23 protein-coding genes are annotated in these 25,565 nt (G+C 67.8%); 11 read left to right on the forward strand and 12 right to left on the reverse strand.

What is annotated here, in order from left to right; genetic code table 11:
• Positions 1–20: 20 nt before the first annotated feature.
• The 5 genes from BLV57_RS27215 to BLV57_RS27235 form a co-directional block, all read right to left on the reverse strand.
• Positions 21–1,196, reverse strand: coding sequence for a glycosyltransferase (locus tag BLV57_RS27215; RefSeq protein WP_091293489.1), 1,176 nt, complete (start codon positions 1,194–1,196; stop codon positions 21–23).
• Positions 1,193–5,221, reverse strand: coding sequence for a DUF4082 domain-containing protein (locus BLV57_RS27220; protein ID WP_245757539.1), 4,029 nt, complete (start codon positions 5,219–5,221; stop codon positions 1,193–1,195). Before BLV57_RS27220 ends, BLV57_RS27215 begins: the two co-directional genes overlap by 4 nt.
• Positions 5,222–5,519: 298 nt before the next feature.
• Positions 5,520–7,028 (reverse strand): MBL fold metallo-hydrolase, encoded by a 1,509-nt coding sequence (locus BLV57_RS27225; RefSeq protein WP_218134891.1) that lies wholly within the window; start codon positions 7,026–7,028, stop codon positions 5,520–5,522.
• A 20-nt stretch (positions 7,029–7,048) separates the two neighbouring features.
• Positions 7,049–8,032, reverse strand: coding sequence for an SDR family NAD(P)-dependent oxidoreductase (locus tag BLV57_RS27230; RefSeq protein ID WP_091293493.1), 984 nt, complete (start codon positions 8,030–8,032; stop codon positions 7,049–7,051).
• Positions 8,029–9,081: a Gfo/Idh/MocA family protein gene (locus tag BLV57_RS27235; protein ID WP_245757540.1), complete on the reverse strand. Its 1,053-nt coding sequence runs from the start codon at positions 9,079–9,081 to the stop codon at positions 8,029–8,031. Before BLV57_RS27235 ends, BLV57_RS27230 begins: the two co-directional genes overlap by 4 nt.
• A 179-nt stretch (positions 9,082–9,260) precedes the next feature.
• Here BLV57_RS27235 and BLV57_RS27240 point away from each other — a divergent pair, with 179 nt between their 5' ends.
• Complete coding sequence (locus tag BLV57_RS27240) at positions 9,261–10,235, forward strand: DUF11 domain-containing protein (RefSeq protein ID WP_091293495.1); 975 nt, start codon at positions 9,261–9,263, stop codon at positions 10,233–10,235.
• Here the strand turns inward: BLV57_RS27240 and BLV57_RS27245 are convergent.
• Both BLV57_RS27245 and BLV57_RS27250 read right to left on the reverse strand, forming a co-directional pair.
• Positions 10,232–11,398, reverse strand: a complete 1,167-nt coding sequence (locus BLV57_RS27245) for a BtrH N-terminal domain-containing protein (RefSeq protein ID WP_091293497.1) — start codon at positions 11,396–11,398, stop codon at positions 10,232–10,234. The genes BLV57_RS27240 and BLV57_RS27245 overlap by 4 nt on opposite strands.
• Before the next feature lie 116 nt (positions 11,399–11,514).
• Entirely contained in the window at positions 11,515–12,456 is a 942-nt protein-coding gene (locus tag BLV57_RS27250; protein ID WP_091293499.1) for a YncE family protein, read from the reverse strand.
• A 159-nt stretch (positions 12,457–12,615) separates the two neighbouring features.
• Here BLV57_RS27250 and htpX point away from each other — a divergent pair, with 159 nt between their 5' ends.
• From htpX to BLV57_RS27270, 4 genes are all read left to right on the forward strand, one after another.
• On the forward strand, positions 12,616–13,476 hold the full coding sequence (htpX, locus tag BLV57_RS27255) for a zinc metalloprotease HtpX (RefSeq protein ID WP_091293501.1): 861 nt from the start codon (positions 12,616–12,618) through the stop codon (positions 13,474–13,476).
• 185 nt (positions 13,477–13,661) lie between these two features.
• Positions 13,662–14,390, forward strand: coding sequence for an MIP/aquaporin family protein (locus BLV57_RS27260; protein ID WP_091293502.1), 729 nt, complete (start codon positions 13,662–13,664; stop codon positions 14,388–14,390).
• A gap of 42 nt (positions 14,391–14,432) precedes the next feature.
• Complete coding sequence (locus BLV57_RS27265) at positions 14,433–15,452, forward strand: LLM class flavin-dependent oxidoreductase (protein ID WP_091293504.1); 1,020 nt, start codon at positions 14,433–14,435, stop codon at positions 15,450–15,452.
• 1 nt (position 15,453) lies between these two features.
• Positions 15,454–16,770, forward strand: coding sequence for an NtaA/DmoA family FMN-dependent monooxygenase (locus tag BLV57_RS27270; protein WP_091293506.1), 1,317 nt, complete (start codon positions 15,454–15,456; stop codon positions 16,768–16,770).
• On the opposite strand, the gene rfbA is transcribed toward BLV57_RS27270, so the two are convergent.
• The gene (rfbA, locus tag BLV57_RS27275) at positions 16,760–17,641 is read right to left on the reverse strand and encodes a glucose-1-phosphate thymidylyltransferase RfbA (protein ID WP_091293507.1); all 882 of its coding nucleotides are present in this window, start codon (positions 17,639–17,641) and stop codon (positions 16,760–16,762) included. The two genes, BLV57_RS27270 and rfbA, sit on opposite strands and share 11 nt — an antisense overlap.
• 89 nt (positions 17,642–17,730) lie before the next feature.
• Here rfbA and BLV57_RS27280 point away from each other — a divergent pair, with 89 nt between their 5' ends.
• The 3 genes from BLV57_RS27280 (at position 17,731) to BLV57_RS27290 (ending at position 19,590) form a co-directional block, all read left to right on the forward strand.
• Entirely contained in the window at positions 17,731–18,567 is an 837-nt protein-coding gene (locus tag BLV57_RS27280; protein WP_091294212.1) for an alpha/beta fold hydrolase, read from the forward strand.
• 6 nt (positions 18,568–18,573) lie between these two features.
• A complete protein-coding gene (locus BLV57_RS27285) occupies positions 18,574–19,164 on the forward strand; it encodes a TetR/AcrR family transcriptional regulator (RefSeq protein WP_143047161.1) in 591 nt (196 codons plus the stop codon).
• Between the two features lie 81 nt (positions 19,165–19,245).
• Complete coding sequence (locus BLV57_RS27290; RefSeq protein WP_091293509.1) at positions 19,246–19,590, forward strand: DoxX family protein; 345 nt, start codon at positions 19,246–19,248, stop codon at positions 19,588–19,590.
• Here the strand turns inward: BLV57_RS27290 and BLV57_RS27295 are convergent.
• On the reverse strand, positions 19,587–20,729 hold the full coding sequence (locus BLV57_RS27295; protein WP_091293510.1) for a sialidase family protein: 1,143 nt from the start codon (positions 20,727–20,729) through the stop codon (positions 19,587–19,589). The two genes, BLV57_RS27290 and BLV57_RS27295, sit on opposite strands and share 4 nt — an antisense overlap.
• 234 nt (positions 20,730–20,963) lie before the next feature.
• Positions 20,964–21,428 (reverse strand): winged helix-turn-helix transcriptional regulator, encoded by a 465-nt coding sequence (locus BLV57_RS27300; protein WP_091293512.1) that lies wholly within the window; start codon positions 21,426–21,428, stop codon positions 20,964–20,966.
• An 88-nt stretch (positions 21,429–21,516) separates the two neighbouring features.
• Between BLV57_RS27300 and BLV57_RS27305 the strand changes: the two genes are divergently transcribed.
• Positions 21,517–21,963 carry a pyridoxamine 5'-phosphate oxidase family protein gene (locus BLV57_RS27305; protein WP_091293513.1) on the forward strand — a complete coding sequence of 149 codons (447 nt, stop codon included), beginning with the start codon at positions 21,517–21,519 and terminating at the stop codon, positions 21,961–21,963.
• Between the two features lie 4 nt (positions 21,964–21,967).
• Here BLV57_RS27305 and BLV57_RS27310 read toward each other — a convergent pair whose 3' ends face one another.
• Positions 21,968–22,651 carry a TetR/AcrR family transcriptional regulator C-terminal domain-containing protein gene (locus tag BLV57_RS27310; RefSeq protein WP_091293515.1) on the reverse strand — a complete coding sequence of 228 codons (684 nt, stop codon included), beginning with the start codon at positions 22,649–22,651 and terminating at the stop codon, positions 21,968–21,970.
• Between the two features lie 79 nt (positions 22,652–22,730).
• Here BLV57_RS27310 and BLV57_RS27315 point away from each other — a divergent pair, with 79 nt between their 5' ends.
• A complete protein-coding gene (locus tag BLV57_RS27315; protein WP_176968863.1) occupies positions 22,731–24,341 on the forward strand; it encodes an ABC-F family ATP-binding cassette domain-containing protein in 1,611 nt (536 codons plus the stop codon).
• Positions 24,342–24,797: 456 nt separating this feature from the next.
• Here BLV57_RS27315 and BLV57_RS44025 read toward each other — a convergent pair whose 3' ends face one another.
• A complete protein-coding gene (locus BLV57_RS44025; protein WP_245757541.1) occupies positions 24,798–24,998 on the reverse strand; it encodes a PASTA domain-containing protein in 201 nt (66 codons plus the stop codon).
• Here BLV57_RS44025 and BLV57_RS44030 point away from each other — a divergent pair.
• Entirely contained in the window at positions 24,997–25,188 is a 192-nt protein-coding gene (locus BLV57_RS44030) for a hypothetical protein (protein ID WP_245757542.1), read from the forward strand. The genes BLV57_RS44025 and BLV57_RS44030 overlap by 2 nt on opposite strands.
• Positions 25,189–25,565: the final 377 nt, after the last annotated feature.

Here is a 25,565-nt window from a genome sequence, read left to right on the forward strand (position 1 = left end):
CGGTGCCACGACGGCCGTTGTTACGAGTCCTTCAGCCCGAGCAACCCGGCGAGCTTGCCCGCGCGGGCCGACCACGAGTGCGCACGCGCGACCCCACGGCGCACCGACACCGCCGCGGGGTCACGCGCCTCTTTGGCCGCTGCCAGCACCGCCTCGGCGAATGCGGCAGGACTATCGGCCAATCGGATTTCGTCGGTTTCGTCGGCGAGCCGTTTGCTCGCCGGTAGCTCGCTGCTCACCACCGGTTTCCCGGCGGCGAGGTACTCCAGCGTCTTCAATGGGAAGGACGCGCGGTTGAACGCCGAGTCCGCGTACGGGGTGAGCCCGACGTCGAACCTGGCGAGATACGGCAGCAGGTCGTCGAACGGCACCGCGCCGACGTAGTGCACGTTTTCCCTGGCCAGCAAGGAATCCACGCGAGACGGATGCCAGCCGGGGTCGCGTGGGCCGACCAGCAGCAGGCCGATCCCGGTGTCCGCGACGGCTTCCAGCAGCGCCAGGTCGATCCGGTCGGACAGCTGGCCGGACAGTCCCGCGACCGGAGCCGGGAAACCGTCCGGCAACACCGCCGGTTCGACCTCGGCGAGGTAGGCGTCCGGTGCGCAGCCGTTGGGGAACAGCATCGGCTCCGGCCCGAGCCCGCGCCAGCGCGCGGCCAGTTCCGGGCCGACCGCCAGCACGAGATCCGCGCGCCGCAACGACTTCCGCTCCTCGCGGGCGACACGGTCGCGGTCGAGCCGCATCAGCTCGGCGCCGGCGACCCAGTCGTCCGTGCCATAGAGAACGTCCATAGTGGACGAACCCCAGCGGCCGAGCACGTCGTGCGGTGAGCACGCCAGCACCGCGCGCGGCCGCCTGCGCAGCCGCCACAGCGCCCAGCTCAGCTGGGCCCGGACCAGCGGCCAGGTCGTCGACCGGATGCCGGGCCTGGTCAGGCCAGGCAACGCGACCGGCGTGAGCCGCTGGATCCCGGCGGTGACCTCTCGCAGCACCGGCCGCCACTGGCGCCCGGCCGAGGCCGCGACCCCGCGATAGCGATCGGGGGTCGCGGGGGACACCGGCGGGTCGACCCACAGGATGTCCGCGTACTCCAGCAACGCCTCCGCCAGCTGGCGTTCGGAGCCCTTGACCCCGTCCCACGTCACCCCCGAGACGACGACCACCAGCCGCCGTCCCGGGGTACCCGCATCCGTCATGCGCTCGGCGAGAACACGACGTCGACCCAGTAGTTGCCGCCTCGGTAGGTCGAGGTCGGGAAGCCAGGCCCCACCTTGTACACCCCGTTCGGCGTGTCGCCTCCGGTCGCCGGCGCGCTCAGCGGTGCGCTGCTCACCCCGGTCTGCTCGAAGTAGAACGCGTCCGCCGAGTAATGCCCGTTGGGCGCGGTGTACGAAGCGATGTAGTTCTGCCCGGCCGTGATGGCCACCGGTGAGGAGAACGTCAGCGTCTGCCAGCCCGACGCCGTTTCACCGGTGAACGTGCCGGTCGCCAGCTGCGTGCCGTCGGTCGTCCACAGTGAACCGGTGTGCGTGCCGGTGTTGCCCGTTCCCTTGTAGAACTTGACGCCGGTGACCGTGCCGTTGACCGAGGAACTGAACCGGACACCCAGTTCGAGCGAGGTCGTTTCGTCGGCCGACAGGATCGTCGGTGTCGTCGCCGCGCTGAACAGTGTGCAAGGACAGGTCTGGGTCGTGGCGGTGGTGAAGGTCCACGTCGACGCGGCAGGCATCGGGTTCCCGTTCGCGTCGGCGATCTTCATGCTCGCCGCGTACGTCGTCCCGGCCACCAGCCTGGCCGCCGGAGTCCACGTGACCGTCTTCTGGTCGGCGGACAGTGCGAGCGAGCCGGCTAGCTTCGCCGATCCCGGGTCGGACAGCGAGAACTGCGCGCTGGTGAGGTCCACCGGTTCGCTGAACGTCGTGCTGACCGTGCCCGCCAGCGGCGTGCCGGTGGCGCCCGGCGCCGGAGTGCGCGCCGTGACCGTCGGCGGCGTGGTGTCGCCGTTGAGCCCGTTCTGGTAGATCACGTCGACCCAGTAGTTGCTGGCCCGGTAGGTCGAGGTCGGGAACCCGCCGCCGACGGCCGCCTTGTAGACGCCGTTGCCGCCGTCCACACCGTCCGCCAGGCCATGGATCGCCTGGTACGACTTCTCCGTGTCGAACCCGCCGTTGTCACCGGCCGGATGCCCGTTCGGTGCGTAGTAGGACACCACGTAGGTCGTGTTGGCCTGCACGTTGACCGGGGTGCTGAAGGTCAGCGTCTGCCAGCCGATCGTGGACTCGCCGGTGAACGTCCCGGTCGCGAGCCTCGTCCCGGTCGACGACCAGAGCGAGCCGGTATGCGTGCCGGTGTTGCCCGTTCCCTTGTAGAACCGGACGCCGAGCACCTGGCCCTTGGCGTCGAACCGCACCTTGGTGCCGAGTTCGAGTGCCGCGGAGTCGTACGGGTCGGCCGGGTTCGCCGGATGCGTGAAGTCGTCCCAGATCGTGCACGGACAGGCCGCCGGTCGCGGCGAGCCGGTCTTGAACGTCCAGGTGACCGTGTTCGCCTGGTTACCGGAGGCGTCCGAGGCGTGCATCGTCGCCGTGTACGTCGTGCCCGGGTCCAAAGTGGAACTCGGGGTGAACGTCACCTTGCCGCCGGTCACCGAGATCGACCCGGCTTCCGACCCGCCGGAGTAGGTCAGCGAGAACGACACCGAACCCGGCGCGATGTTCTCGTCATAGGTGACCGAGACCGGCGAACTCAGGCCGACCGAACTCTCACCGGTCGCCGGCGAGGTCGAGAGCATCACCGGCGCGCGGGTGTCCGGACCCGGGTCGAGCGCCCAGACCACGTCCACCCAGTAGTTGGTGTCCGAATAGGACTGGTTCGGGAACCCGGACGAGCCGAAGCGGAAAACGCCGTTCGGGCCGTCGGTGCCGCTCTTCAACGCGGTGAGCGGATCCAGGGACGCGCTCTTGTCGGTGAAGTAGGCGAGATCGGACGCGTAGTGCCCGGTCGGCGCGTAGTACGACGCGATGTACGTGGTGCCGGCCGTGACCGCGACCGAGGTCGGCAGCGCGAGTGTCTGCCAGCCGTTCGTGGTCTCACCGACGAAGGTGCCGGTGCCGAGCAGCTGCCCGCCTGCCGTCCACAGTGAACCGGTGTGCGTGCCGGTGTTGTTCGCGCCCTTGTAGAACTTGATGCCGCGGACGTAGCCGTCCGAGCTGGCGCGGAACTTCACGCCGACCTCGACCGGGCCGTTGTCGGCCGTCGAGGTGGTGCCGGGCACCGTCTGGTCGGTCCAGATGCTGCACGGGCAGGTCCTGGCGTTGACCGTGATCTGGGCCGACACCGCGGCGGACAGGTTCGCCGAGTCGTCGACCGCGCGCGCCTTCATCACCGGGGTGCCCGCGGTGGCGGGCACGAAGGTGTAGCTCCAGCTGGTGCTGCCCGCGTTCCACGTCGCCGAGTGCCAGGTGACGCCGTTGTCGGTCGACACCTCCACGCCCGCGACCTGGCCCGCGCCGTTGTCGATGACCGTGCCGGTGAACGTGTAGTTGTTGCCGACCGTGGTCGGCGGCGCGTTGGTGATCGCGACCGTCGGCGCGAGCGTGTCGAGGCTCGCGGTCGCCGCGGTCAGCCCTGCCTGCAGCGTGCCAGGCTGGACGCCCATGTCGGCCAGCAGGTTCACGGTCGCCTGCTTGATCCGGACGTCGGAGGTCGGGCCGCTGCCGTTCTCGCCCTCGAACGCGTGCTTGTCGTCGAGGCCCCAGGCCCACTGCACGGTGCCCGCGCCGAACACGAGCGCGCCGCTGGGCTGGTAGCGGTAGTAGGTGAGCGCGTGCGTCTTCGTGCCCGTGCCGTAGAGGTCACCATAGTTCTTGAGCACGTAGTTGCCCTCGGTGATGTTCACCGTGGTGCGCGAGAGCTGGGCGACGCCCGGCGGCTGGAAGCCGTTGTCCTCCACGGTGTCCCACTCGTAGCCGAGCGTGCCCTGCGCGAAGGTGTAGACGTTGCCCGGCGCCATGGTGGCCAGCGGGGTGTTGCGCCAGAGCCGCATCTTCCCGTACGCCGACGGCACGCTCATCGAGTCGGTGCGGCGGCCGTTGACCGTGAAGATCTGGCCGAGCAGCGAGTTCTCCGGCTTTCCACCGTCGGACGGCGGGCTGAAGCGCGGGTCACGCCAGGTGCCGGTCCAGGCCGGGTTCGGGTCGATCTTGGCGTTGGCCTTGGTCTCCTTGTAACAGACCACCGTGCGCCAGTCGTTTGTGGACTGTCCCATGCTGGGTTCCCAGCGGGTCTTCCAGAAGATCTCGTTGCCGGTGAAGAACGCCATGTTGACGCCCGCGGCGCGGGCCGCTTCGACGTTGTTGCGCTGCTCCGCCGACCAGTACTCGTCGTGGCCGACCGCCATGAACACCTTGTGGTTGGTGATCAGGTTGCCGCGCCGCGCCGAGTCGACATCGGTGGTGTAGCTCAGGTCGTAGCCGTTGGCCTCGAGGAACTTCAGCATCGGGACTTCGGCGTTGAAGATGTAGTTGTCGTCGCCCTGGCCGTAGAGCGGGCGGTTGTAGCTCACCTTGTACGCGGAGCCCTGGGCGCCGGGGCCGGTGCCGGTGTAGAGGCTGTTGCCACCCTGTCCTGAGTAGACGGTGCCGTTCGGCGCGCGCCCGGTCTGTCCGCCATAGGCGTTATAGGCCTGCCAGGTCGAATCCGACGTCTGGAACAGGATCTTCGAGGTGCTGGTGTCGTCGCGGATGACGAACGCGATCTCGTTCTCGCCGCCGGTGTCGTCACGGCGCAGAACGGCGTAGTAGAGCCCGGAGACGGCCGTCGACGGCACGTTCCAGGTGACGGACGGCGCCCAGTTGCCACAGTCGACGAGGCCGGTGGACGGCTCGGACTGGCAGGCGGGCTGCACCTGTGCACCGGTTCGTGTCAGCGTCTGCTGGAATCGCGCGCCGGCGTTGTTGTAGTAACCCAGGCGGAAGATGTCGATGTGGTAGTTGACCGCGTTGGTGTTCACCTTGAACGTGACGGTGCCACCGGGCGCCGAGCTGATGTCGGTGGTGAACCCGTGGATGGTGTCATCGAACGACTCGACCATCCAGTTCGGCGTGCCGGGCTGGGTGTTCTCGCACGCGACCTTGTTGGTGACGGGCGCGGTACACGGAGCAGCGGCCGCGGGGGTCGCTAGTAGCGTCGAAGCCGGAACCGCCATGAGTAGGCCGGCCACCACCCCCATGGTCGCGGAGAGAGCGGTCCCCCTGGCGGTCCGGCCGCGTCTTAATCTGGGCAGCCGGAATGGGAACGATAGCATCACAATTGCTCCAGTCACCGTATTCGGTTCCCGCATCTGGTCGGTTGCGAAATCGACGGTGACCGCGCTCTCGTTACAGAATTCCTGCCCCAGCGGGTTTTTCAACTGCCACAGTTCGGTAACACACTAATTCGCACATGCGTCTTCACGCATTGTTCTCGTTACCGCCAACCTGTGAATTCCCACAGCCGGGTTGTTGCGCACCAGCCGCCGATCAGGTGACGTTCCGCGGCGCCAGCACCGGTGACTCAGGGTCGAGCACCTCGACACGCAGATCGATCGACGCCTTGTCCACACAGCTGCCCGTTCGGGCATCCCAGATCCAGTGGTGGCGCGGGCATTCGATCTTGCCGTCGCCGATCTCGGCGAACGTCAGGTCCTCGCCCGCGTGCGGACAGAAACGCTGGATGCGCAGGCCGTCACGTTCGATCGTTTCGGTGTTCTGCCGCTCACGGAGCATCTGCATGGTTTGCGCCGGGTGGTTTCCGTAACGGAGCAGGCCCATGAATGTGAGATCGAATACATCGGGTTCGCGATGCAGTCCGAGGCGCATCGAAAGCAGTGCCTCTTCCCAACCGGTCTTACCGTCGACGATCAGGCGGAGCACCCTCGGTGACACCAGCAGTGTGTACGCGGGGTCATACGGTTCTTCACCCTCGATGACGAAGTGCTCGGCCAGCTTGCCCAGCCGGACGTCCCAGTTGTCCGTGCCCGCGATGAGCCGGATGTCCTTGCTGTAGTCGCCCAGGAACCGCTTGTTCCACTGCTGCAGGGTGCCGAAGTACTTCTCGATCTCTTCCATCGTGACCCGCGGCTCGGGGCCGGCGTAGAACGCTTCCCACTCGTTACGCCGCCGCTCGCGGTACGCGTCGAGGTCTTCGTCCAGTTTGGACTCCGGACCCCGATGGGCAACCGCTTTGCCCGAGTCGATCTCGATGTGGTCACCCGGCCCGATCCGGATGACCTCGGCCTCCGGGCAGGCCTCGGTGAACCCGTCGGCCACCTGGTCCCAGACCGGGAAGATGGTGGCGTCACGGTCGTTGTACGCCGCGAGTTCGGGGTCGAGGAAGCAGGCGGGACCCGCCGACGGCAGGAACGCCTTGGCCCCGGTCAGCTTGACCTTGCGGTACAGCGTGTCCATGAGGTCGTCGCGCACACCGGCGACCTTCTCGGCCATCACCCGCGCGGGGTAGTCGTAGCAGTTCGGGTACCACATGGCGCCCGAGAACTGGGCCGCCAGCAGGTCGATCTCCGAGGGCAGCTCGGACATCGGAGTGTTGCAGTCGTTGAGATCGAGGAAGCGGTAGCCGCCGATGTCGAGCAGCAGCCCGCTGTCCTCTTTGTGACTGGTGTCCAGGTAGATCGTCGCGGTGAAGCCCTCGGCGAGCTCGTAGGACTCCTTGTGGTCGAGCGCGACCACGTTCTCGAAGCCCAGCGCCTTGAACTGCTTCACCATGATCTTCGAGCGATACTTCGCCACCAGGACAGTGATGTCGCGGGGGAGCTGGTCCAGCAGCTTCTCGTCGAAGTGGTCCTCGTGCGCGTGCGACACGTAGAGATAGTCGAACCCGCCGCCGACCACGTCCGGCAGCAGCGCGCGGTTGTCCGGGTACGGGAACCAGGACTGCAGGAACGCCGGGTAGAACCACGGGTCCATCAGCAGCCTGGTGCCCGCGTGCTCGACGACGAACCCGGCGTGACCGAGATAGCGGATGCTGGACATGCTCTGTGTTCCCCGATCACTCATGCGTTCGCGGTGCTCTTCGCCCACCAGTCGACCAGGCCGCGCAGGCCCTCGTCGAGCCCGATCTCCGGCTGCCAGCCGAGATCGCGGGCGGCGGCGGAGATGTCCGCGAGCCTGCGCGTCACCCCGCCCATCTTGCGCTCCGGGCCGTGCTCCGGCTCCAGGTCGGAGCCCATCGCCGCGAGCAGCGCGAGCGCCAGCTCACGCAGGCTGGTCTCCTGGGCGCTGGCGATGTTGTACACCGTGTCGGTGACGTCGGCCCGCGCCGCGAGCAGGTTCGCCCGCGCGATGTCGTGGACGTGCACGAAGTCCATGGTCTGCGCGCCGTCACCGAAGATCAGCGGGGCCTCGCCGCGCGCGACGCGCTCCATCCAGCGGATGAGCACCTCGGTGTACAGCCCGTGCACGTCCATCCGCGGTCCGTAGACGTTGAAGTACCGCAGCGCGACGTAGTCGAGGCCGTACATGGCGTGGAAGCTGCGCAGCATGCCCTCGTTGAACGCCTTGGCGGCGCCGTAGAAGGTGTCGTTGTTGTACGGGTGGTGGCGCTCGGTGGTCGGGAAGACCTCCGCGAGGCCGTACACCGACGCGGTCGAGGAGGTCACGACCTTCTTGACGCCCTTGGCCGCGGCGGCCTCGTAGACGGTGAACGAACCGTCCACCAGGGACTCGAGCGCCAGCCTCGGCTGCTCGGCGCACTGGGTGATCCGCAGCGCGGCGAGGTGGAAGACGACGTCCTTGCCGTCGGTGAGCTCGTGCACCAGGCCGGGGTCGTTGATGTCGCCCTCGACCAGCCGGACGCGGTCACCCGCCGCCTCGACGGCCTCGGCGAGGTTCTCCCGGCGGCCGCGCACCAGGTTGTCCAGCACCACGATCTCGGCCGCGCCCGCGGCGGCGAGCTGGTCGACCACCGCCGAGCCGATGGTCCCGGCCCCGCCGGTGACCAGGAATCGCTGTCCTTCGATCGGCTGCGCCGCGGTCACACTCGCTCCTCTTGTTTGACGTCAACGAAGACTCCACCACGGCGCAGGCTTTCCGACGCCGCTTCCAGCAACGCGAGCACTCGCAGCCCGGAGTGGCCGTCCGTGAGCGGCCGCCGATCCTGGGTGATCGACTCCGCGAACTCGGCCATCACCGCGCGCAGTGCCTCGCGTTCACCGAGCGCGGGCGCGACCATGTCGCCGACCCGGTACGACACGATCGTCCGCGCCCGCTTCTCCTCGGTGAGTTCCCCGGCGGGCGACCTGTCGACGCCTCTGTCGTAAATGGACAGTCGCTGGCTCGGGTTGAGGTCGTCCCAGACGACCGTCTTCGCCGATCCGCCGATGACCATCGTCCGGATCTTGGTGGGGGAAAGCCAGTTCGCGTGCACGTGAGCCATGCCACCATGGCTCAGCCGCAGCGTGAGGTGCGCCACACAGGCCTTTCCGGCGCCGATCGGGTCGGAGCCGTGCGCGGCCACCTCGGTGACGTGGATGTCCGGCGGCAGGATCGCGTCGAAGATCGACAGGTCGTGCGGGGCGAGGTCCCACAGCACGTCCACGTCGGGCTGCACGAGCCCGAGGTTGATGCGCACCGAGTCGAGGTACTGGATGGTGCCGAGCTCGCCGCCGGCGATGATCTCGGCCAGGTGCCGCACGGCGGGCGTGTAGCAGAAGGTGTGGTCCAGCATCAGCTTCAAGCCACGGGAATCCGCGGCCTCGACCAGTTTGCGGCCGTCCGCGTAGTTGGCGGCCAACGGCTTTTCGACGAGTACGTGCTTGCCCGCTTCGAGCGCGGCCATCGCCACCGGCAAATGGGTGGCGGCGGGTGTCGCGATGGCGACGGCGTGCACCGCCGGATCGGCGAGCACTTCTTCGAGTGAGTCGGATACCCGGACGGTCGAATAGCCGCCGAGCACCCGGCGCGCGCGTTCGGCGTCGAGGTCACACAGATATTCGAGTCTCAGTCCGGAAGTTGCTTGCGCGTTCCGGACCAGGTTGGGTCCCCAGTAACCGGCGCCGATAACGGCAAGCCCGATGGCGGCAGACAAAACGATCCCCGTTTTCCCGGGCACGAACGGCCACGACGACCGTTGATTCGCGGAGCCACCGCCCGCTGTTACAACTCACCCAACTACTTGCTCCGTTGGTGGGTGTAACGACCCACGCCGAATGGGCGAATCATGATTAGCCGCGGCCGCCCACGCCACGCCTGAAGCGAGGATCCGCAATGACGACGAAGCCCTTCCTCCGGCGCACCAGCGCCATCGCCGGCTTGGCTCTCCTCACCGGGGCCGGGTCGGTGCTCACCGCAGTACCCGCGCTCGCCGACCCGCTCCCCGAGGTCGCGTTGAGCGTTTCGCAGTCCGTAGTTCATCCCGGCGACACCTTCACGGTCACCGAGACGATCAACAACATCAACGATTTCACCGTGCTGCACCCGGCGGCCGTGCTGGTGACCTTGCCGGACGCGCTGCAGACCTACACCACGCTGCAGGGCTGCTCGGGTTCGGTCGCGGGCTCGTGCGTCCCGACCACCGGCGGGTACAAGTTCGTGCTCGCCGAGGCGATGGACCAGCACACCGGCGGCGTCACGACGTTCACCTTCAAGGTCGCCGACAACGCGCCCGACCTCACCGAGACGCTGCGCGGCCAGCTGGTCGGCAGCAACTACGGGTCGGAGCCGGTGACCGGGCCGACGATCACGATCGACGCGAGCGCGGACGCGGCCGTCTCGGTCAACGTCACCCCGCACCCCGGTCTGCTCAGCGGCCGGTTCGACTTCGCGGTGAAGGTGACCAACGGCGGCCCCGGCGTGATCCGTAACGCCAAGATCACGACGACGTTGCCACTCGGCCTCTCCGCCACCGCCAGTGGCGCCTGCGCGCCCAGCGCCGGCAAGGCCGTCTGCACGTTCAACGGGGTGGCGAACGGCAGCAGCTCGACCGCGAACTTCTCGGTCCCGTTCGGACTGTTGACGGTCGGCCTGCCGTTCGAGTTCAAGACCTCGCGGACCTCGTCGGACTCGCGTGACCCGAACCCGGCCAACGATTCGGTGACGACGACCTGCACGGTGGTCACCCCGCTGCTGGTGAACTGCTACCAGGGCGGCGGCGGCGCCGCCAAGGTCGCGGCTTCGGTCATGCAGAGCTTCGCGAACCTCAAGGTGGTCGCGAAGAACCTGAAGCCCGCTGCCCGCCGCTAAAGCACTTCGGTCAGATCCTTGACCGCCGCGACCTCGGCGGCATGGATCTCCCGGAGCCGCGAACCGAGGTCGGTAAAGATCCCGTTCACCTGTTCATCGGTGAACGGGATCTCTGCGTCGTAGTGCCCACGCACCCGCCACAGCTCGGCGCCGGCCTCGGCGGCCGCCTCGACCCCTTCGTCACCACCGCGCACGCCCTTGGTCACGGCGGCGGTGAGGTCCCGCATCCACCCGAACTCGGTGACATGCTTGGGCAACGCGGCTTCGGCGAGCTCATCCCATTGGGTCGCGATGGCCCGCCACTGCTCGGCCTGCTCGGTGAGCGCTTCGTTGTCCAGCAACGCGCCCGCCTCGGTGAGCGAGTCGGCGAAGAGGTCCCGTGAGTGCCCGCCGGTCATGCCCGCGGTGGTGACGCCTTCCCAGATGGTCAGCAGCGAGCTGACCAGTCCGCGCCGGGTGGCGAAGACCGTCGGCCAGCCCTTGGGCCCGCGCTCGTCGGTCATCGACTTGGCCCAGCGGTCCCAGGTGGGCAGCGCGAACGAGGTCGAGCTGCCGGAAAGCCTTTGCACGCAATCATTCAGGCCGGCGCGCACGGCCTTCTCGAGGTCTTCGACCGGGCCAGGTCCGATGTTGACGAGCAGGTTCTTGTACGACCCGACGCGGGCGCGGGCGGCGTCGAACCGGGCGCGCTCGACGGTCAACGGCTTGAGGTTGCGATCGTCGACGAGGACCCTGCCGTCCTCTTCGCCGTACGCGACCACGAAGTGCCCGCCGTGGCCGTTGAGCTTCTCCGGCAGGTGCCGGTAGCCGAGAGTCTGCTGATCCGGCAGCACGATGACGGGCTCGTTCTCCTTCAGCGCGGCCGAAAGCCGTTTCGCCGCACCACGTTTCCCGCCGGTCGTGTGGACGTTCGCCTTGAGTCCCAGTCTGTCTATTGTGGACTCAAGCCAGGTCTTGGGGTATTGCCACTGGTTCCGGAACGCGACGACCAGCGTCGCGTCCACCTCTCGCGCGAACTCGAACAGGATGTACCCGGCCCCGATCCCGCCGGACACGGCGAACACCAGCGCCTCGCTGACCTCGGCTCCCCGCGCGGCCAGCACGTTGGCGACAGCCGCCGCGTCAGCCTGCCGGCCACCTCTGAGCTGGTACTCGCTCTCCATACCCAGACATTTTGCCACGCCCAAGTCAAGAACTCGTGAGCGTCAACCCGCCCAAATACCCGGGGTCGTGAGTGTTTTGGCCGGTTAGAACCGGCCGGAACACTCACGAGCCCGGATCAGAAGTCCTTGATCAGTGAGACCCGGCCGTGGAGGGGATCGCTTACGTAGACCCATTTCGTCTTCTGGTCGACGGCGATGTCGCCGGGGTTGATGCCGAGCGGCAGCTCGCCCGCCAGCGCGCCGGACAGGCCGTCGAGCTTGACGATGCCGTTCGGGCCGCCGTTGGTGTAGATCGTGTGGGAGCCCTCGTGCACCGCGACCGAGGACGCCTCGCTGCGCAGCAGGATCGTCTTGCGCTCGGTCTTGGTGTTGCTGTCGACGAGCGACATGTGGTGGATGCCGGAGTTCGCCACGTAGATCGTGCCGCTCGCGCGGTGCACCGCGACACCGACCGGTTTACTGCCGACCGGCACGCTCGCGATGAAGGCGTTGGTGACCGCGTCGAACACCTCGACGCCGTCGGTGGCCGGGCTCGCGAACGAGACCAGCTTGCGGCCCGAGTCGACGGCGATCCCGGCGAGCGACGGTACCCGGCCGGGTACCTGGGTGAGCTGGGTGGCGCTGACCCCGTCGATCACCGAGACCGCGCCGGTGGTGCGGCTGCCCGCGTAGACCTTGTTCGCCGCCTCGTCGACGCCGACGGACGCCGTGCCGTCGCCCGTGCTGATCGTGCTGATCACCACGTTGTTGCCCGCGTCGACCACGGCGACCGTCCCGTTGGCCGGGTTGGCGACGTAGACCCGGTTGGTCGTGCTGTCCACGGCGATGCCCGCCGGGCTGCCGCCGATCGGGATGATGGCCGAGACGGTCGCGTTGCGTGAGTCGATCACGGTGATCGCGCCGGTCGACGGATCGCTCACATAGGCGTACCCGGTGGCCGGGTTGACCGCGATCGCCGTCGGCTCGCCACCCACGTCGATGCTGATGACCTGCGACGCTTGGGCAGGCGCGGCCAGCAGCGCGGTACCCGTGAGCAGCGCGGCAAACATCCGAAGCATCGACGCCTCACCTGTGGTCGGTGGTTCACTGATTGCGGATCGTCACCGTTGGACCCTAACCCCGGACCTCGCGCGACAGCGGGTGAAGGAACTTCAGATCCCCCGATCGCGTTGTTTCCGGTGGGTAACCCACGGATCGCGAGAGAGGAGCGGCCGAGAGTGCACAAGCATCAGAACGGACTCAAAACCGTGCTCCTGCTCGGCGTGCTGAGCGCGATGATCATCGGCGTCAGCTCGCTTTTCGGCCGGGGCGCGCTGATCATCGGCCTGATCGTCGCGCTGGGTTTCAACGCCTTCGCGTACTTCAGCTCGGACAAGCTGGCGCTGCGCGCCATGCACGCGAGGCCGGTTTCCGAGGCCGAGCAGCCCGCGATGTACCGGATCGTCCGCGAGCTCGCGACCACCGCCCGCCAGCCAATGCCCCGCCTCTACATCAGTCCCACGCAGGCCCCGAACGCCTTCGCGACCGGCCGCGACCCGCGGCATGCCGCGGTCTGCTGCACCAGCGGGATTCTCGACCTGCTCGACGAGCGTGAGCTGCGCGCGGTGCTCGGGCACGAGCTGTCCCACGTCTACAACCGCGACATCCTGATCTCCTGCGTCGCGGGCGCGATGGCCAGCGTGATCAGTGTCATCGCCAATATCGCGATGTTCACCGGGATCTTCGGCGGCAACCGTGACGGCGAGAATCCGTTCGTCGCGATCCTGCTCGTGCTGGTCGGCCCGATCGCCGCCGGAATCATCAAAATGGGGGTCAGTCGTTCGCGTGAATATCAGGCCGACGCCTCCGGCGCCGAACTCACCGGCGATCCACTCGGCCTCGCTTCCGCACTGCGTAAATTGGAACTCGGCACCCGCGCCGCGCCCTTGGTCGCCGAGCCGGCGCTGATCTCGCAGTCGCATTTGATGATCGCGAACCCGTTCCGGCCCGGCGAGTCACTTTCGCGGATGTTCGCCACTCATCCGCCGATGGCCGAGCGCATCAAGCGGCTCGAGGAAATGGCGCGCCACCGGAGCTGACCCTTCTTTCACGGCTACCGAAGCGGTTTGGTTCACCGCCGCCGAGAACATCCCGACCAGCGAAAACCTCGTCACGGATGGCGTAGAGGCCGCCGCTCGATCGGCGGTATTCGGGCCGCGGCGGCGACAGGCACCTTGGGTTCATCCCCAGCAGACCCTGTCGCAGAGAAAGGTCCCCACCCGACGTGGAATACAGTCTCATCCGCCGGATGGCCGCGGAACTGGCAGGCACGACCCTCTTGTGTGGCTTCGGTATCGGCGCGGCGGTGGCCGTCAGCGCGGCGAAGACCGGCGGCCCAGGACTATTGATAGTCGCACTCGCGCACGGTTTGGCGCTCGCCATCGCCATTTACGCTTTCGGTTCCGTTTCCGGCGCGCATTGCAATCCGACGGTCACGATCGCCTTGGCGTCTCGCGGCAGATTCCCGTGGCGCGAAGTGCCCGCCTATTTCGTCGCGCAAATAGCAGGCGGCCTGCTCGGCGCGTCGCTCATTTACGCGTCCTACGGCGGCGCCGCGATCGACGCCGGACTCGGCGCGACCACCTACAGCGGCAACTTCGGGCACGCGCTCGTCGCCGAGGCGCTCGGCGCGGCCATCCTGGTCACCGCGGTCTTCGCGCTAGCCGTGGCGCCGACCGCGCCCAAGGGCCTGTTCGGACTCGGCATCGGCCTCGCGCTCGCCACCCAGATCATGGCGTTCGGCCCGGCCAGCGGTGCTTCGGTGAACTTCGCCCGCACGTTCGGTCCTGACGCGGTGCTCTCGCTGGCCGGCGGCACGGTCGCCTGGGGCCAGCTGCTGGTCTACCTGGTCGGCCCGATCGTCGGCGGGCTCGTCGCGGCGTTCGTCGCCGACCGCGTCGGCTCGGCGGCAACCGTCGAGGAACCCGAAGTATTCCCGGCTCCCATGGTCTGAGAAGCAGGGCCGGTCCGGCGAAAACGGGAGTTCACTGGGCCCATGGCTTCTTCGGAACTCCATTTCGGTGCGGCGATCGACGGCGCCGGGTACCACCCGGCGGCCTGGCGGGCCTCCGGTGTCGAGCCCGCCGCGCTCTTCACCGCGGCCCACTATCTGACCTATGCGCGGCTCGCCGAGTCCGCGAAGCTGGACTTCGTCACCCTGGACGACTCGCTCGGCGTGCAGCCGGGCGGGTCGTCCGCTGTGCGTGGCCGGTTGGACGCGCTGCTGACGTTCGCCGCGCTCGGGCCGGTCACCCGGTCGATCGGCCTCGTGCCGACCGTCACGACCACGCACACCGAGCCGTTCCACGTCTCGACCGCGGTCGCCACGCTCGACCACGTCAGCCAGGGCCGGGCAGGCGTGCTGGCGGTGCCGTCCCGCACCGAGGCCGAGGTCAAGCACTTCGGCAGGCGCAAGCTGCCGTCGGCTTCGGCAGCGCAGGTCGAGAACACCGAGGTCATCGACGTCATCGCCCGGCTGTGGGACAGCTGGGAGGACGACGCGATCATCCGCGACGAGCCGACCGGCCGGTTCATCGACCGCGACAAGCTGCACTACGTCGACTTCGAAGGCACCTTCTTCAGCGTGAAGGGCCCGTCGATCACGCCGCGGCCGCCGCAGGGGCACCCCGTGGTCGCGACCTATGGCGAAAACGCGGATCTGCTCATCGAGGGAAAGGTGCTCGCGACCGTCTCCGTGCTGCTCGGCGAGACCGAGCAGCACGCGCTTGATCGTCGACAGCAGCTCGATTCCTTGCACGGCACGGAGTTCCGGCCACCCGGCCGTGACTTCGTCGGCACTCCCGCAGCGCTCGCCGCCGCGCTGCGGGAGTGGTCGGCGGACGTCGACGGCTTCCTGATCCGGCCCGCCGTGCTGCCGGACGACCTGGAGCTGTTCGCGAACGAGACCGTGCTCGAGCTGCGGCGCGCCGGCCTCATCCGCGAGGACTACACCGGCACCACGCTGCGCGACCACCTCGGCCTGGCCAAGCCGGCCAACCAGTACCAGGGAGTCTGAGATGCCCAAGCAGATCAAGCTCGCCGCCCACTTTCCCGGTGTCAACAACACCACCGTGTGGAGCGATCCGCGGTCGGGCAGCCAGATCGACTTCGCTTCGTTCGAGCACATGGCCCGCACCGCCGAGCGTGGCAAGTTCGACTTCATCTTCCTGGCCGAGGGCCTGCGCCTGCGTGAGCACGCTGGCAAGATCCTCGACTCGGACGTGGTCGGCAGGCCGAACACCACCACGGTGCTCGCCGCCTTGTCCGCGGTGACCAGCAGGCTCGGGCTCGCAGGCACGCTGTCGTCGACGTTCAACGAGCCGTACGAGGTCGCCCGCCAGGTGTCCACTTTGGACCACCTGTCCGGTGGCCGCGCGGCATGGAACGTGGTGACCTCGCCGGACGCGTTCACCGGCCAGAACTTCCGGCGCGGTGGTTTTCTCAAGCGTGAGGACCGTTATCAGCGCGCGGAGGAGTTCCTGACCACCGTCCGCGAGCTGTGGGACAGCTGGGCGCCGGACGCGCTGGTCGGCGACAAGCAGCAGGGCGTCTTCGTGCGCGAGGTCGGCCGATTCGTCCACAGTGGACCGCAGTTCGACATCGAGGGGGAGTTCACCCTGCCGCGCACGCCGCAGGGGCAGCCGATCGTCATCCAGGCTGGCGACTCCGACGAGGGGCGCGAGTTCGCGGCCAAGTCCGCCGACGTCATCTTCTCGCGGCACGGCACGCTCGAAGACGGCCAGGCGTTCTTCACCGACGTCAAACGCCGCCTCGCCGCTTACGGGCGCTCACACGAAGACCTGCTGATCATGCCCGCGGCGACCTTCGTGCTCGGCGACACCGAGGAGGAGGCGCACGAGTACGCCCGCGAGATCCGCTACCAGCAGGTCCGCCCGGCGACCGCGATTCAGTTCCTCGAGCAGGTCTGGCGCCGCGACCTCAGCGAATACGACGCCGACGGGCCGTTGCCGGAGGTCGACCCCGATCCCGACGCCGAGCCGCTGACCTGGGGCCGGGTGCAACTCCACCAGGACAACGTGGAGACCGCGCGCAAGTGGCGCGCGCTCGCGGAGGAGAAGAAGCTCTCCATCCGCGAGCTCGTCATCGAGGCCACGACGCGCCAGCAGTTCATCGGCACGCCGCAGCAGGTCGCGCACACGGTCAACGACTACGTGCAGTCCGACGCTTCGGACGGATTCGTGCTCGTGCCGCATCTGACGCCGGGTGGGCTCGACGAGTTCGCCGACAAGGTCGTCCCGCACCTGCAGGAGCTAGGCGTTTTCCGTACCGACTACACCGGGAGCACCCTGCGCGAGCACCTCTTCAGCCGGTAGCGCCCGCCGTACGGGCAACGTTCATCAGGTATTCGCCGTAGCCGGACTTCGCGAGCTTGCTGCCCAGCGCGAAGCACTGGTCGGCGTCGATGAAGCCCATACGCAGCGCGACTTCCTCGAGACACGCGATGCGCACGCCGGTGCGGTGTTCGAGCACCTGGACGAAGGTGCCCGCCTCCAGCAGCGAGTCGTGCGTGCCGGTGTCGAGCCAGGCGAAACCGCGGCCGAGGTCGACCAGCGCTGCACGGCCTTCGCGCAGGTAGGTCATGTTGACGTCGGTGATCTCGAGCTCGCCGCGCGGTGACGGCTTGAGCGAGCGTGCGATGTCGACGACCTGGTTGTCGTAGAAGTACAGGCCGGTGATCGCCTTGTTGGAGCGCGGTTTCGCGGGCTTCTCCTCGATGGAGAGCAGCTTGCCGTCCGCGTCGACCTCGCCGACGCCGTAGCGCTCCGGGTCCTTGACCGGGTAGCCGAACAGCACGCAGCCGTCCATTGTGGACACGGCGTTTTGCAGCCTGCTGGAGAAACCCTGGCCGTAGAAGATGTTGTCGCCGAGCACGAGCGCGACCTCGTCGTCACCGATGAAGTCGGCGCCGATGATGAACGCCTCGGCCAGCCCGTTCGGCGCGGCCTGCTCCGCGTACGAGAGCTTGAGGCCGAACTGGCTGCCGTCGCCGAGCAGCTTCTCGAAGTTCGGCAGGTCGGCCGGGGTCGAGATGATCAGGATCTCGCGGATCCCGGCGAACATCAGCACCGAGATCGGGTAGTAGATCATCGGCTTGTCGTAGACCGGGAGTAGCTGCTTCGAGATCGCCTGGGTGATCGGGTGAAGGCGCGTCCCGCTGCCCCCGGCCAGAACGATCCCCTTCATCTGCGACTCCTTCTGTCGTCTCCCCTTGGCTTGTTCACCCTACCGGGTCTCATTTACATACATACTGTTTGTATGTAACCATGGACGACATGACGAACCAAGAGATCCGGCTGAGCCAGGGCACTCTGCGCTATCGGGACGAGGGGGAGGGGCCGCCGGTCGTGTTCGTGCACGGCCTGCTGGTCGACTCCGGGCTGTGGCGTGCGGTGATCCCGGACGTCGTGGCCGCCGGTTTCCGCTGCCTGGCCCCGGATTGGCCGCTCGGCGCGCACCGGGTGCCGCTGCACGCCGACGCGGATCTGACGCCGCCCGGTGTGGCCAGGCTGATCGCGGAATTCCTGGCGGAGCTGGACTTGCGCGAGGTCACGGTCGTCGCGAACGACACCGGGGGAGCGCTCACCCAGATCCTGATGGCGAACCATCCCGAGCGTGTCGGCCGCGTCGTGCTCACGCCGTCGGACGCGTTCGAGGCGTTCTTCCCGCCGCTGTTCAGCTCGTTGCCCAAACTGGCCTGGGTGCCGGGCAGCATGTGGCTGCTCACGCGGGCGGTGCGGTTCAAGGCGGTCCAGCGGCTGCCGATCGCGTTCGGCCTGGTGGCGAAGCGGCCGATCCCGGCCGACGTGGTCGAGGGCTATCTCCGCCCGTCACGGGAGAACCGGCTGATCAGGCGTGACCTCGGCAAGTTCCTGCGCGGCGTGCACCGGCGCCACACGCTGGCCGCCGCGGTCGAATTCCCGCGCTTCCGCAAGCCGGTGCTGCTCGCGTGGGCGCGGGAGGACCGCGTCTTCAAGCTGTCGTCCGCGTACCGGATCGCCGAGCTACTGCCGGACGCGCGCGTCGTCGAGATCGAGGACTCGTGGACGTTCGTCCCGGAAGACCAGCCCGCGGCCTTGGCGAAGCACCTGATCTCGTTCATGGCAGATTAGGAGCCGATGCGACGAACCCAGGAAGACCGGTCGAACAGCACGAAGGCGGCCTTGGTGGCGGCCGCGCGTGAACTGTTCGCCACGCGTGGCTACGCGGCCGTGCCCGCCGACGAGATCGTGCGCGCGGCAGGCGTGACCCGCGGCGCGCTCTATCACCACTACGGCGACAAGCAGGGCTTGTTCCGCGCGGTCTTCGAGGAGGTCGAGCGCGAGGTCACGGCCGAGGTCGACGCGGCCATGGCCGGCGCGCCCGACCTCGCGAGCGGCATGGTGATCGCGCTCGGCGCCTTCCTGGACGCCTGCGGCCGCGAGGAGGTGCGCCGGATCTCGCTGACCGACGCGCCCGCCGTGCTCGGCTGGACCGAGTGGCGCGCGATCGAGGCCGAACACGGCCTCGGCCTGGTCACCGAGGTCCTGTCGGGCGCGGTCGAGGCCGGCTCGTTGCCGCCACTCCCGGTCGACGTGCTCGCGCAGCTCGTGCTGAGCGCCGTGACCGAAGCGGCGCTGCTCATCGCCAACGCCGAGGACCCCGTGGCCACCCGAGCCGCCTCCGAACTCGCCCTCATGGCTTGGTTTCGCGGCCTAACCCCGGGATAAAGCGGGCTTAACTCCACCCCGGGATAAAGCGGGCTTTATCCCGGTCGTCACATATCGATCCGCCGTCTCGTCCTGAGCATCATGTTCGCTGCCTACGTCACAGTCACGATCCTCGCCGCGGTGTTCACCGGTGCCGCCGCCGTCATCTACCTGATCGGCCACGAGTACCCCAAGGCCCAGGCGGACATGAAGGGCATACCCCGGAAGTGGGTACCGGTGCTGGGCCTGCTGCTGGCAGCGGGCACCGCCGGGCTGCTGGCCGGATTCGCCGTGCAGCTGCTGGGAACCCTCGCCGCCGCCTGCCTCGTGCTGTACTTCATCGGCGCGATCATCGCCCACCTGCGGGTGGGCTCGCGCGACATCGTCGGCGGCATCGTGTTCCTCGCCGTCGCGGCGGCGTCGCTGACTCTGGGCCTGCTCTCCTAGGCGGGGCCTTTCGCGAAGTACGCCGTGCAGACGCCCTCGCTGTTGTACTCGCTCGCGATTTCGAGGACGTTCTTGCCGTTGTCCACCGGCAGCAGCGTCGAGCTGTAGTTGGGGCAGTAGTTGTTGTAGACCCCGCTGATCTTGAGCGGCGCGGCGATCTCGTACCACGGCCCGGAGCCGAAATTGTCGTTCGCCAGCAGCGTCGCGCCGTTGCCGGGTAGCGGATCGCCGTCGGCGTCGACGTAGATCTGGCCGACCATCAGGATGCGTGTGCCGTTCACCCCGCCGGGGAACAGCGTGATCGTCTGCGCGTGCTGGAAGTGGTTGCCCTGCGCGGTCTGGACCCTGGTGCCGGGGTCGGCCGGGTCGCCCCAGTTGGCGCCGTCGGCCGAGATCTTGAAGTACGGGTCGCAGTAGCGGTCGCCGTAGTTGCAGATCTCGTAGGCGAAGTAGTACCGGCCGTCGGGCAGTCGCCGGATGATCGGCATCCCCGGCCGCACCCGGTGCGGCAGGATCGCCATCGTCCGCTGCTTGGTGCCCCAGTTGAGGCCGTCGGTCGACGAGACGCGGTTCATCACCTGGCTGTACTGCGGCGCTTCGCTCTCGTCGGCGTAGTGCAGCCACAGCGTGCCTGCCGCGTCGACGGTGAACTCCGGCTCCCAGATGCCGTCGGTGTTGTGCGAGCCTGCGGGCTCGGCCAGGAACGACCAGGTGCGGCCGGAGTCGCGGCTGGCCCAGACCTTGAGCTTGACGCGACGGTCGAACCCGCCGTTGTGCCCGTAGCTCGCCGCCCACAGCAGCGTGCCGGCGCGGAGCCTGCCGACCATCTGCGGCAGCTCGTAGAGCGTCCCGCAGCACATCCCGTCGACGCCGTCGCGGTCGTGGATCTCGCTGATCTTGTGGAAGGACTCGCCCTCGTCCGTGCTCTCCATGATCGTCGTGTAGTTGTCGACGGTCGAGGACGTGGTGAGCGACGCGATGATGCGGTTGCGCCCGGCCTGCGAGTGGCTGAGCCGGACGAGCCTCGCGTAGGTGCCGAAGCCGGGAACGAGTTGCTTGCGTTCCTGCGCGTGCGCTACCGGCGTCAGCAGCGAAGCGCCGACGATCAGCGAAACCAGCAGCGAAATGCCGCGTCTCATGGGGGACCTTTCTTCGGCGGAAACGGCGCGATTAGACCACTGCCGCAAGCCGGTTTCGCGCGGCCTTTCCACGGTGTGACCCGCGGTAGCCGTGCCTGATCGCCGTGCTGGCCGGACGCTGTCGCCCGATCCGGTTCTCCGGACCCGCGGGGCCGGAGAAGAAGGTGAGCAAAGATCGACTTCGGGCCACTTCCGGGTGTATTAAGCGACCCGGAGTGGTGAAGCTCTTGTTGATCAAGAAGCTCGGCGTGGCGCTCCGGGTCCCGGCAAGGGATCGACGTCGGTGGCGTGCATCGGCTTGCCGCACACCGAGCAGGTCGGCTCCACATGGCTGACCTCGCCGCACGCGTGGTGCCGGAAGAGGACAGGCGGCCCGGCCTCGCCAGCGGTCCACCGATCACCCCAGCGCGCCATGGTCAGCAGCAGGTCGCACAGCTCGGAGCCTTTGGTGGTGAGCACGTATTCGTGGCGCGGCGGGCGGCTGGAGTACTCGCGGCGCTCCAGCACCTCGCACTCGACCAGCCATTTCAGCCGCTCGGTCAGCACCTTGCGCGAGATGCCGAGGTCCTGCTGGATCTGCTCGAAGCGCGAGATGCCCACGAAGACGTCCCGCAGGATCAGCGGCGACCACGGCTCGCCGATCACGTCGAGCGTGCGAGCGATCGAGCAAGCCATCTCGCCGAACTGGGTGCGCTGCATGAGACCGATCTTAGCTCAAGGGGTTCCCTTAAGGAACTGACATCTGCTAGCTTTAAGTTCCCTCAAGGAACTGACTAAGGAGACCGAGATGCCCCGCACGCTCACCACCACCGAACGCGAAGACTTCCTGGCCGAGCCCCGCATCGGAGTGCTGAGCGTGGAGGGCGACGGCGACCGCCCTCCCCTGACGGTGCCGGTTTGGTACGCCTACGAGCCCGGCGGCGACCTCACCTTCTTCACTGGCACGCAGGGGCGGACCGCGCGCAAGACCCGGTTGCTGGAAGACGCGGGCAAGCTGAGCTTCTGCGTGCAGCAGGCCGAATTCCCGTACAAGTACGTCACGGTCGAGTGCTCGGTACTTAAGGCGGACCGCGAGCCGCGCGTCGAAGACGTCCTCGCGATCACGAGCCGCTACCTGCCCGAAGGCCACGCCCAGGGCTTCGCCGACGGCGAGACCGCCGACCCCACGGGCACCTTCGTGCTGTTCACCGCCCGCCCGGACCGCTGGCTGAGCGCCGACTTCGGCTCGGAGTGAGCGGTCAGGCGAGCATGCCCGCAAGCAGCCAGTCGAGCGCGCGGTCGAAGTCCCGGTCGCGCAGCTCGGCCATGCTCTGGCTGTGTTTTTGTTCCACCACCCCGCTCCGCACACTCACCCACGGAACCTCGGCGACGCTTGCGGCCACGTCGTCGACGAACTCGTCGACCGTGCGGCCCGTCTTCCGGCCGTACTCCAGCCAGCGGCTCTCGTTCGTCGCGAACCCATAGACGTACTGGAAGACGGCCGACAGCGCGGAGGCCTGGTCGGCCTTCGAAAGCGGAGACCTGGCGATGATGGCCTGGGCATGCTGGGTGAAGCGCATGCTGTTCGGCCCGATGTTCAAATAGTCGCCATAGCAACGGATCGCCCACGGATGGCCGACCATGGTCCGCCGCCAAGCCTGCGCGAGCGCACGCAGTCCGGCTTGCCAGTCGTCATCGGCTTCCGGCAGCTCGATCTCACCCGCCACCGTGTCCAGCGCGAGTTCGAGCAGGTCGTCTTTGTTGGCGACATACCAGTACATCGACATCGGCGTGACGTTCAGCTCGGTGGCCAGCGCTCGCATCGAGACGTCACCTTGCGCGTCGAGCAGGCGGACCGCCGTCGCGACGATCTTGTCCCGGTCGAGGCCGCTATCGCGTGACTTGCGGCCCTTTCCTGAGGTGAGCCACACGCTCCCGACCATGACGCCCCTTTCGAAAAAGACTTCTACACTGTACAGGAGTGTTGTACGGTGTAGAAGAACTGGAGGGGTACTCATGTCCATGCCGAACATCTCCATCGTCTGCTCGGGTTTGTCGTTCGCCTGGCCGGATGGCACACCCGTGTTCGACGACCTGTCGCTGGTCATCGGCACCGGCCGCACCGGCCTGGTCGGCGTGAACGGCTCGGGCAAGTCCACCCTCCTGCGCCTGATCACCGGAGCGCTCACGCCGCGCGCTGGCTCGGTCAAGGTCTCGGGCGACCTGGGCTACCTGCCCCAGAACGTCGCACTGGCCGCGCATGTCCGTGTCGACGAGGCGCTCGGCATCGCGCCGGTCAGGGCGGCATTGCGAGCGATCGAGTCCGGCGACGCGAGCGAGCCGAACTTCGCCGCGGTCGGCGAGGACTGGGACGTCGAGGAGCGCGCCCGCGCCACCCTGGACCGCCTCGGCCTCGAGCACGTCACGCTGGATCGCCACATCGGCGAGCTGTCAGGCGGCGAGTCGGTGCTGCTCACCATGGCGGCCCAATTCCTCCGCCGCCCCGACGTGCTCCTGCTCGACGAACCGACCAACAACCTCGACCTTTCCGCCCGCCGCAGGTTCTACGAGGCGGTCGCGTCCTGGAACGCGGCCATGGTGATCGTCAGCCACGACCGCGAGCTTCTCGACCAGGTCGACCAGATCGGCGACCTCCGAGCGGGCGAGGTCCGTTGGTACGGCGGCAATCTCACCGAGTACCAGGAGGCAGTGGCGGTCGAGCAGGAGGCGGCCGAGCGCATGGTCCGCGTAGCCGAGTCCGACGTCCGCCGCCAGCGACGCGAGCTGGCCGAGGCCAGGGTCAAGCTCGACCGCGGGGCCCGCTTCGGCCAGCACAAGTTCGACACCAAGCGCGAGCCCAAGGTCATCATGATGGCCCGCAAGCGCGAGGCCCAGGTGTCCGCAGGCAAGTACCGCACGATGCACCAGGAAAAGCTCAAGGAAGCCGCGCAACGCCTGGCCGAAGCCGAAGAAGCGGTCCGCGAAGACAACGAGATCCGCGTCGACCTCCCCGAAACCGCGGTCCCGCCGACCCGCGGCGTACTCAAACTCTCATCGGTCCAGCTTCGCTACGGAGCCCACGCGACCTTCGAGATCCGAGGTCCCGAACGCATCGCACTGACCGGCCGAAACGGAGCGGGCAAGAGCACTCTCCTGCGCACCATCGCGGGCGAGCTAAAGCCGCTCTCCGGCGACCTGACCGTCACGGTCCCGCTGCGCTACCTCCCGCAGCGCCTGGACCTGCTCGACAACACCCTGACGGTCGCCCAGAACATCGCCACCTTCGCCCCGAACGCGACCGACAACACGATCCGAGCCCACCTGGCCCGCTTCCTCTTCCGAGGCAGGCGCGCCGACCAACCGGCCGAGACGCTCTCCGGCGGCGAACGTTTCCGCGCCACCCTCGCGGCCCTGCTCTTGGCCGAGCCCGCACCCCAGCTGCTCCTGCTCGACGAGCCGACCAACAACCTCGATCTGGCCAGCGTCCGCCAGCTCACCCAAGCCCTGAAGTCCTACCAGGGCGCCCTGCTGGTGGTCAGCCACGACCTCGCGTTCCTGCGCGACCTGGGCCTCACCCGCTGGCTCACCCTGGACGGCGAACTCAAGGAGGCCGCCCCACTGCTCGCGTCGTGAGTGTTCCGGCCGGTTAGAACCGGCCATATTTGGTGATCTACGCGGGTCGTGCTCGTCGGGATCCGCACGAACGGGGCTTTTGTCGCGCTCACGGTGACAAAAGCCCCGTTCGTACCATGCACGGCGAGGGCCGGGCTGCCGGAGTTTGTGCTGGAGGTGACAAGGGTGGCCCTTGTTACCTCCAGCGTGACAAGGGCCACCCTTGTTTCGCCAGCGCACCAGGCAAAAGGTGCATTGTGGGACGTATTTTGGCTCGTGAGGTGTGATCGGGTGTGCGAGGGGAAGGTTTGCTGCATCTAACGCAGCAAACCTTCCCCTCGCGCCAGGCGGCGCCGCGAATTCCGCCGTAGGTGACCAAATACGGGTCGGCCAGAACCGGTCGCGCCACTCACGACCCCTGAGCTGCCGCCCGGACCATGCCACTTTGGCTTCCACTCGGGTGGCCGGAGGGAGCATTCACGGCTTGTCGGTGTACTTGATCGCGGTCAGCGTGATCACGGTGTCCGGCGCCACCTTGGTCCCGGCGGCGGGCGACTGTCCCGTCTGCACCCAGTTGCTGTCGACGACCAGCGCCCGGCCAAGGCCCTTCCCATCGACCTCACGCAGGTTGTAGAGCCCGGCCGCCTGCATGGTGTCCTGCGCTTGCTGATGATTCATGCCGGCCACATCGGGCACGGTGATCAACGCCTCCCGCGCACTGGTCGACCGCGGAGCACTCTCCGTCGTCGAGCCGCCCGGCGGCGTCTGCCCGCTCGGCGTACCGCACCCGGCGAGCAACGCGCACCCGATCAGCGCGGCCCAGCCGTTTCGAGACCTTCTCTTCGCTGCCATGGGTATCCCGCCCTGAGTCCCGGCGAAGCGTTCTGGAAGGGATCAGGTACCCGACCAGGGACGTTGCGAAACCGCATCGCCACGTAACGACACGAAGGTGGCAGCCGAGTGATCGGGGAGTCGAGCCCTTTCAGTCAGCGGGGAGGCCACCATGCGCTCGCACCGAATCGCTTTGTGTCTTTGTGCCCTCACTACGACCACAGTGGTGGCCTGTGCCACATCCCAACAGCAACCGGAGAAACTTGCGGTACCCGCCGCACCGGTGACCTCATCGTCCACATCCGCACCACCGACTTCGAGCTCGAGTTCGTCCCAGCCGAAGCCTGCACCGAAGACCAATCCAGCGTCTGGGAATCTCCTCAAGCAGGTCGGTGAGACACTCACGCTGTATTC

The organism is Amycolatopsis xylanica, assembly GCF_900107045.1.
In the GTDB taxonomy this organism is placed as follows: domain Bacteria; phylum Actinomycetota; class Actinomycetes; order Mycobacteriales; family Pseudonocardiaceae; genus Amycolatopsis; species Amycolatopsis xylanica.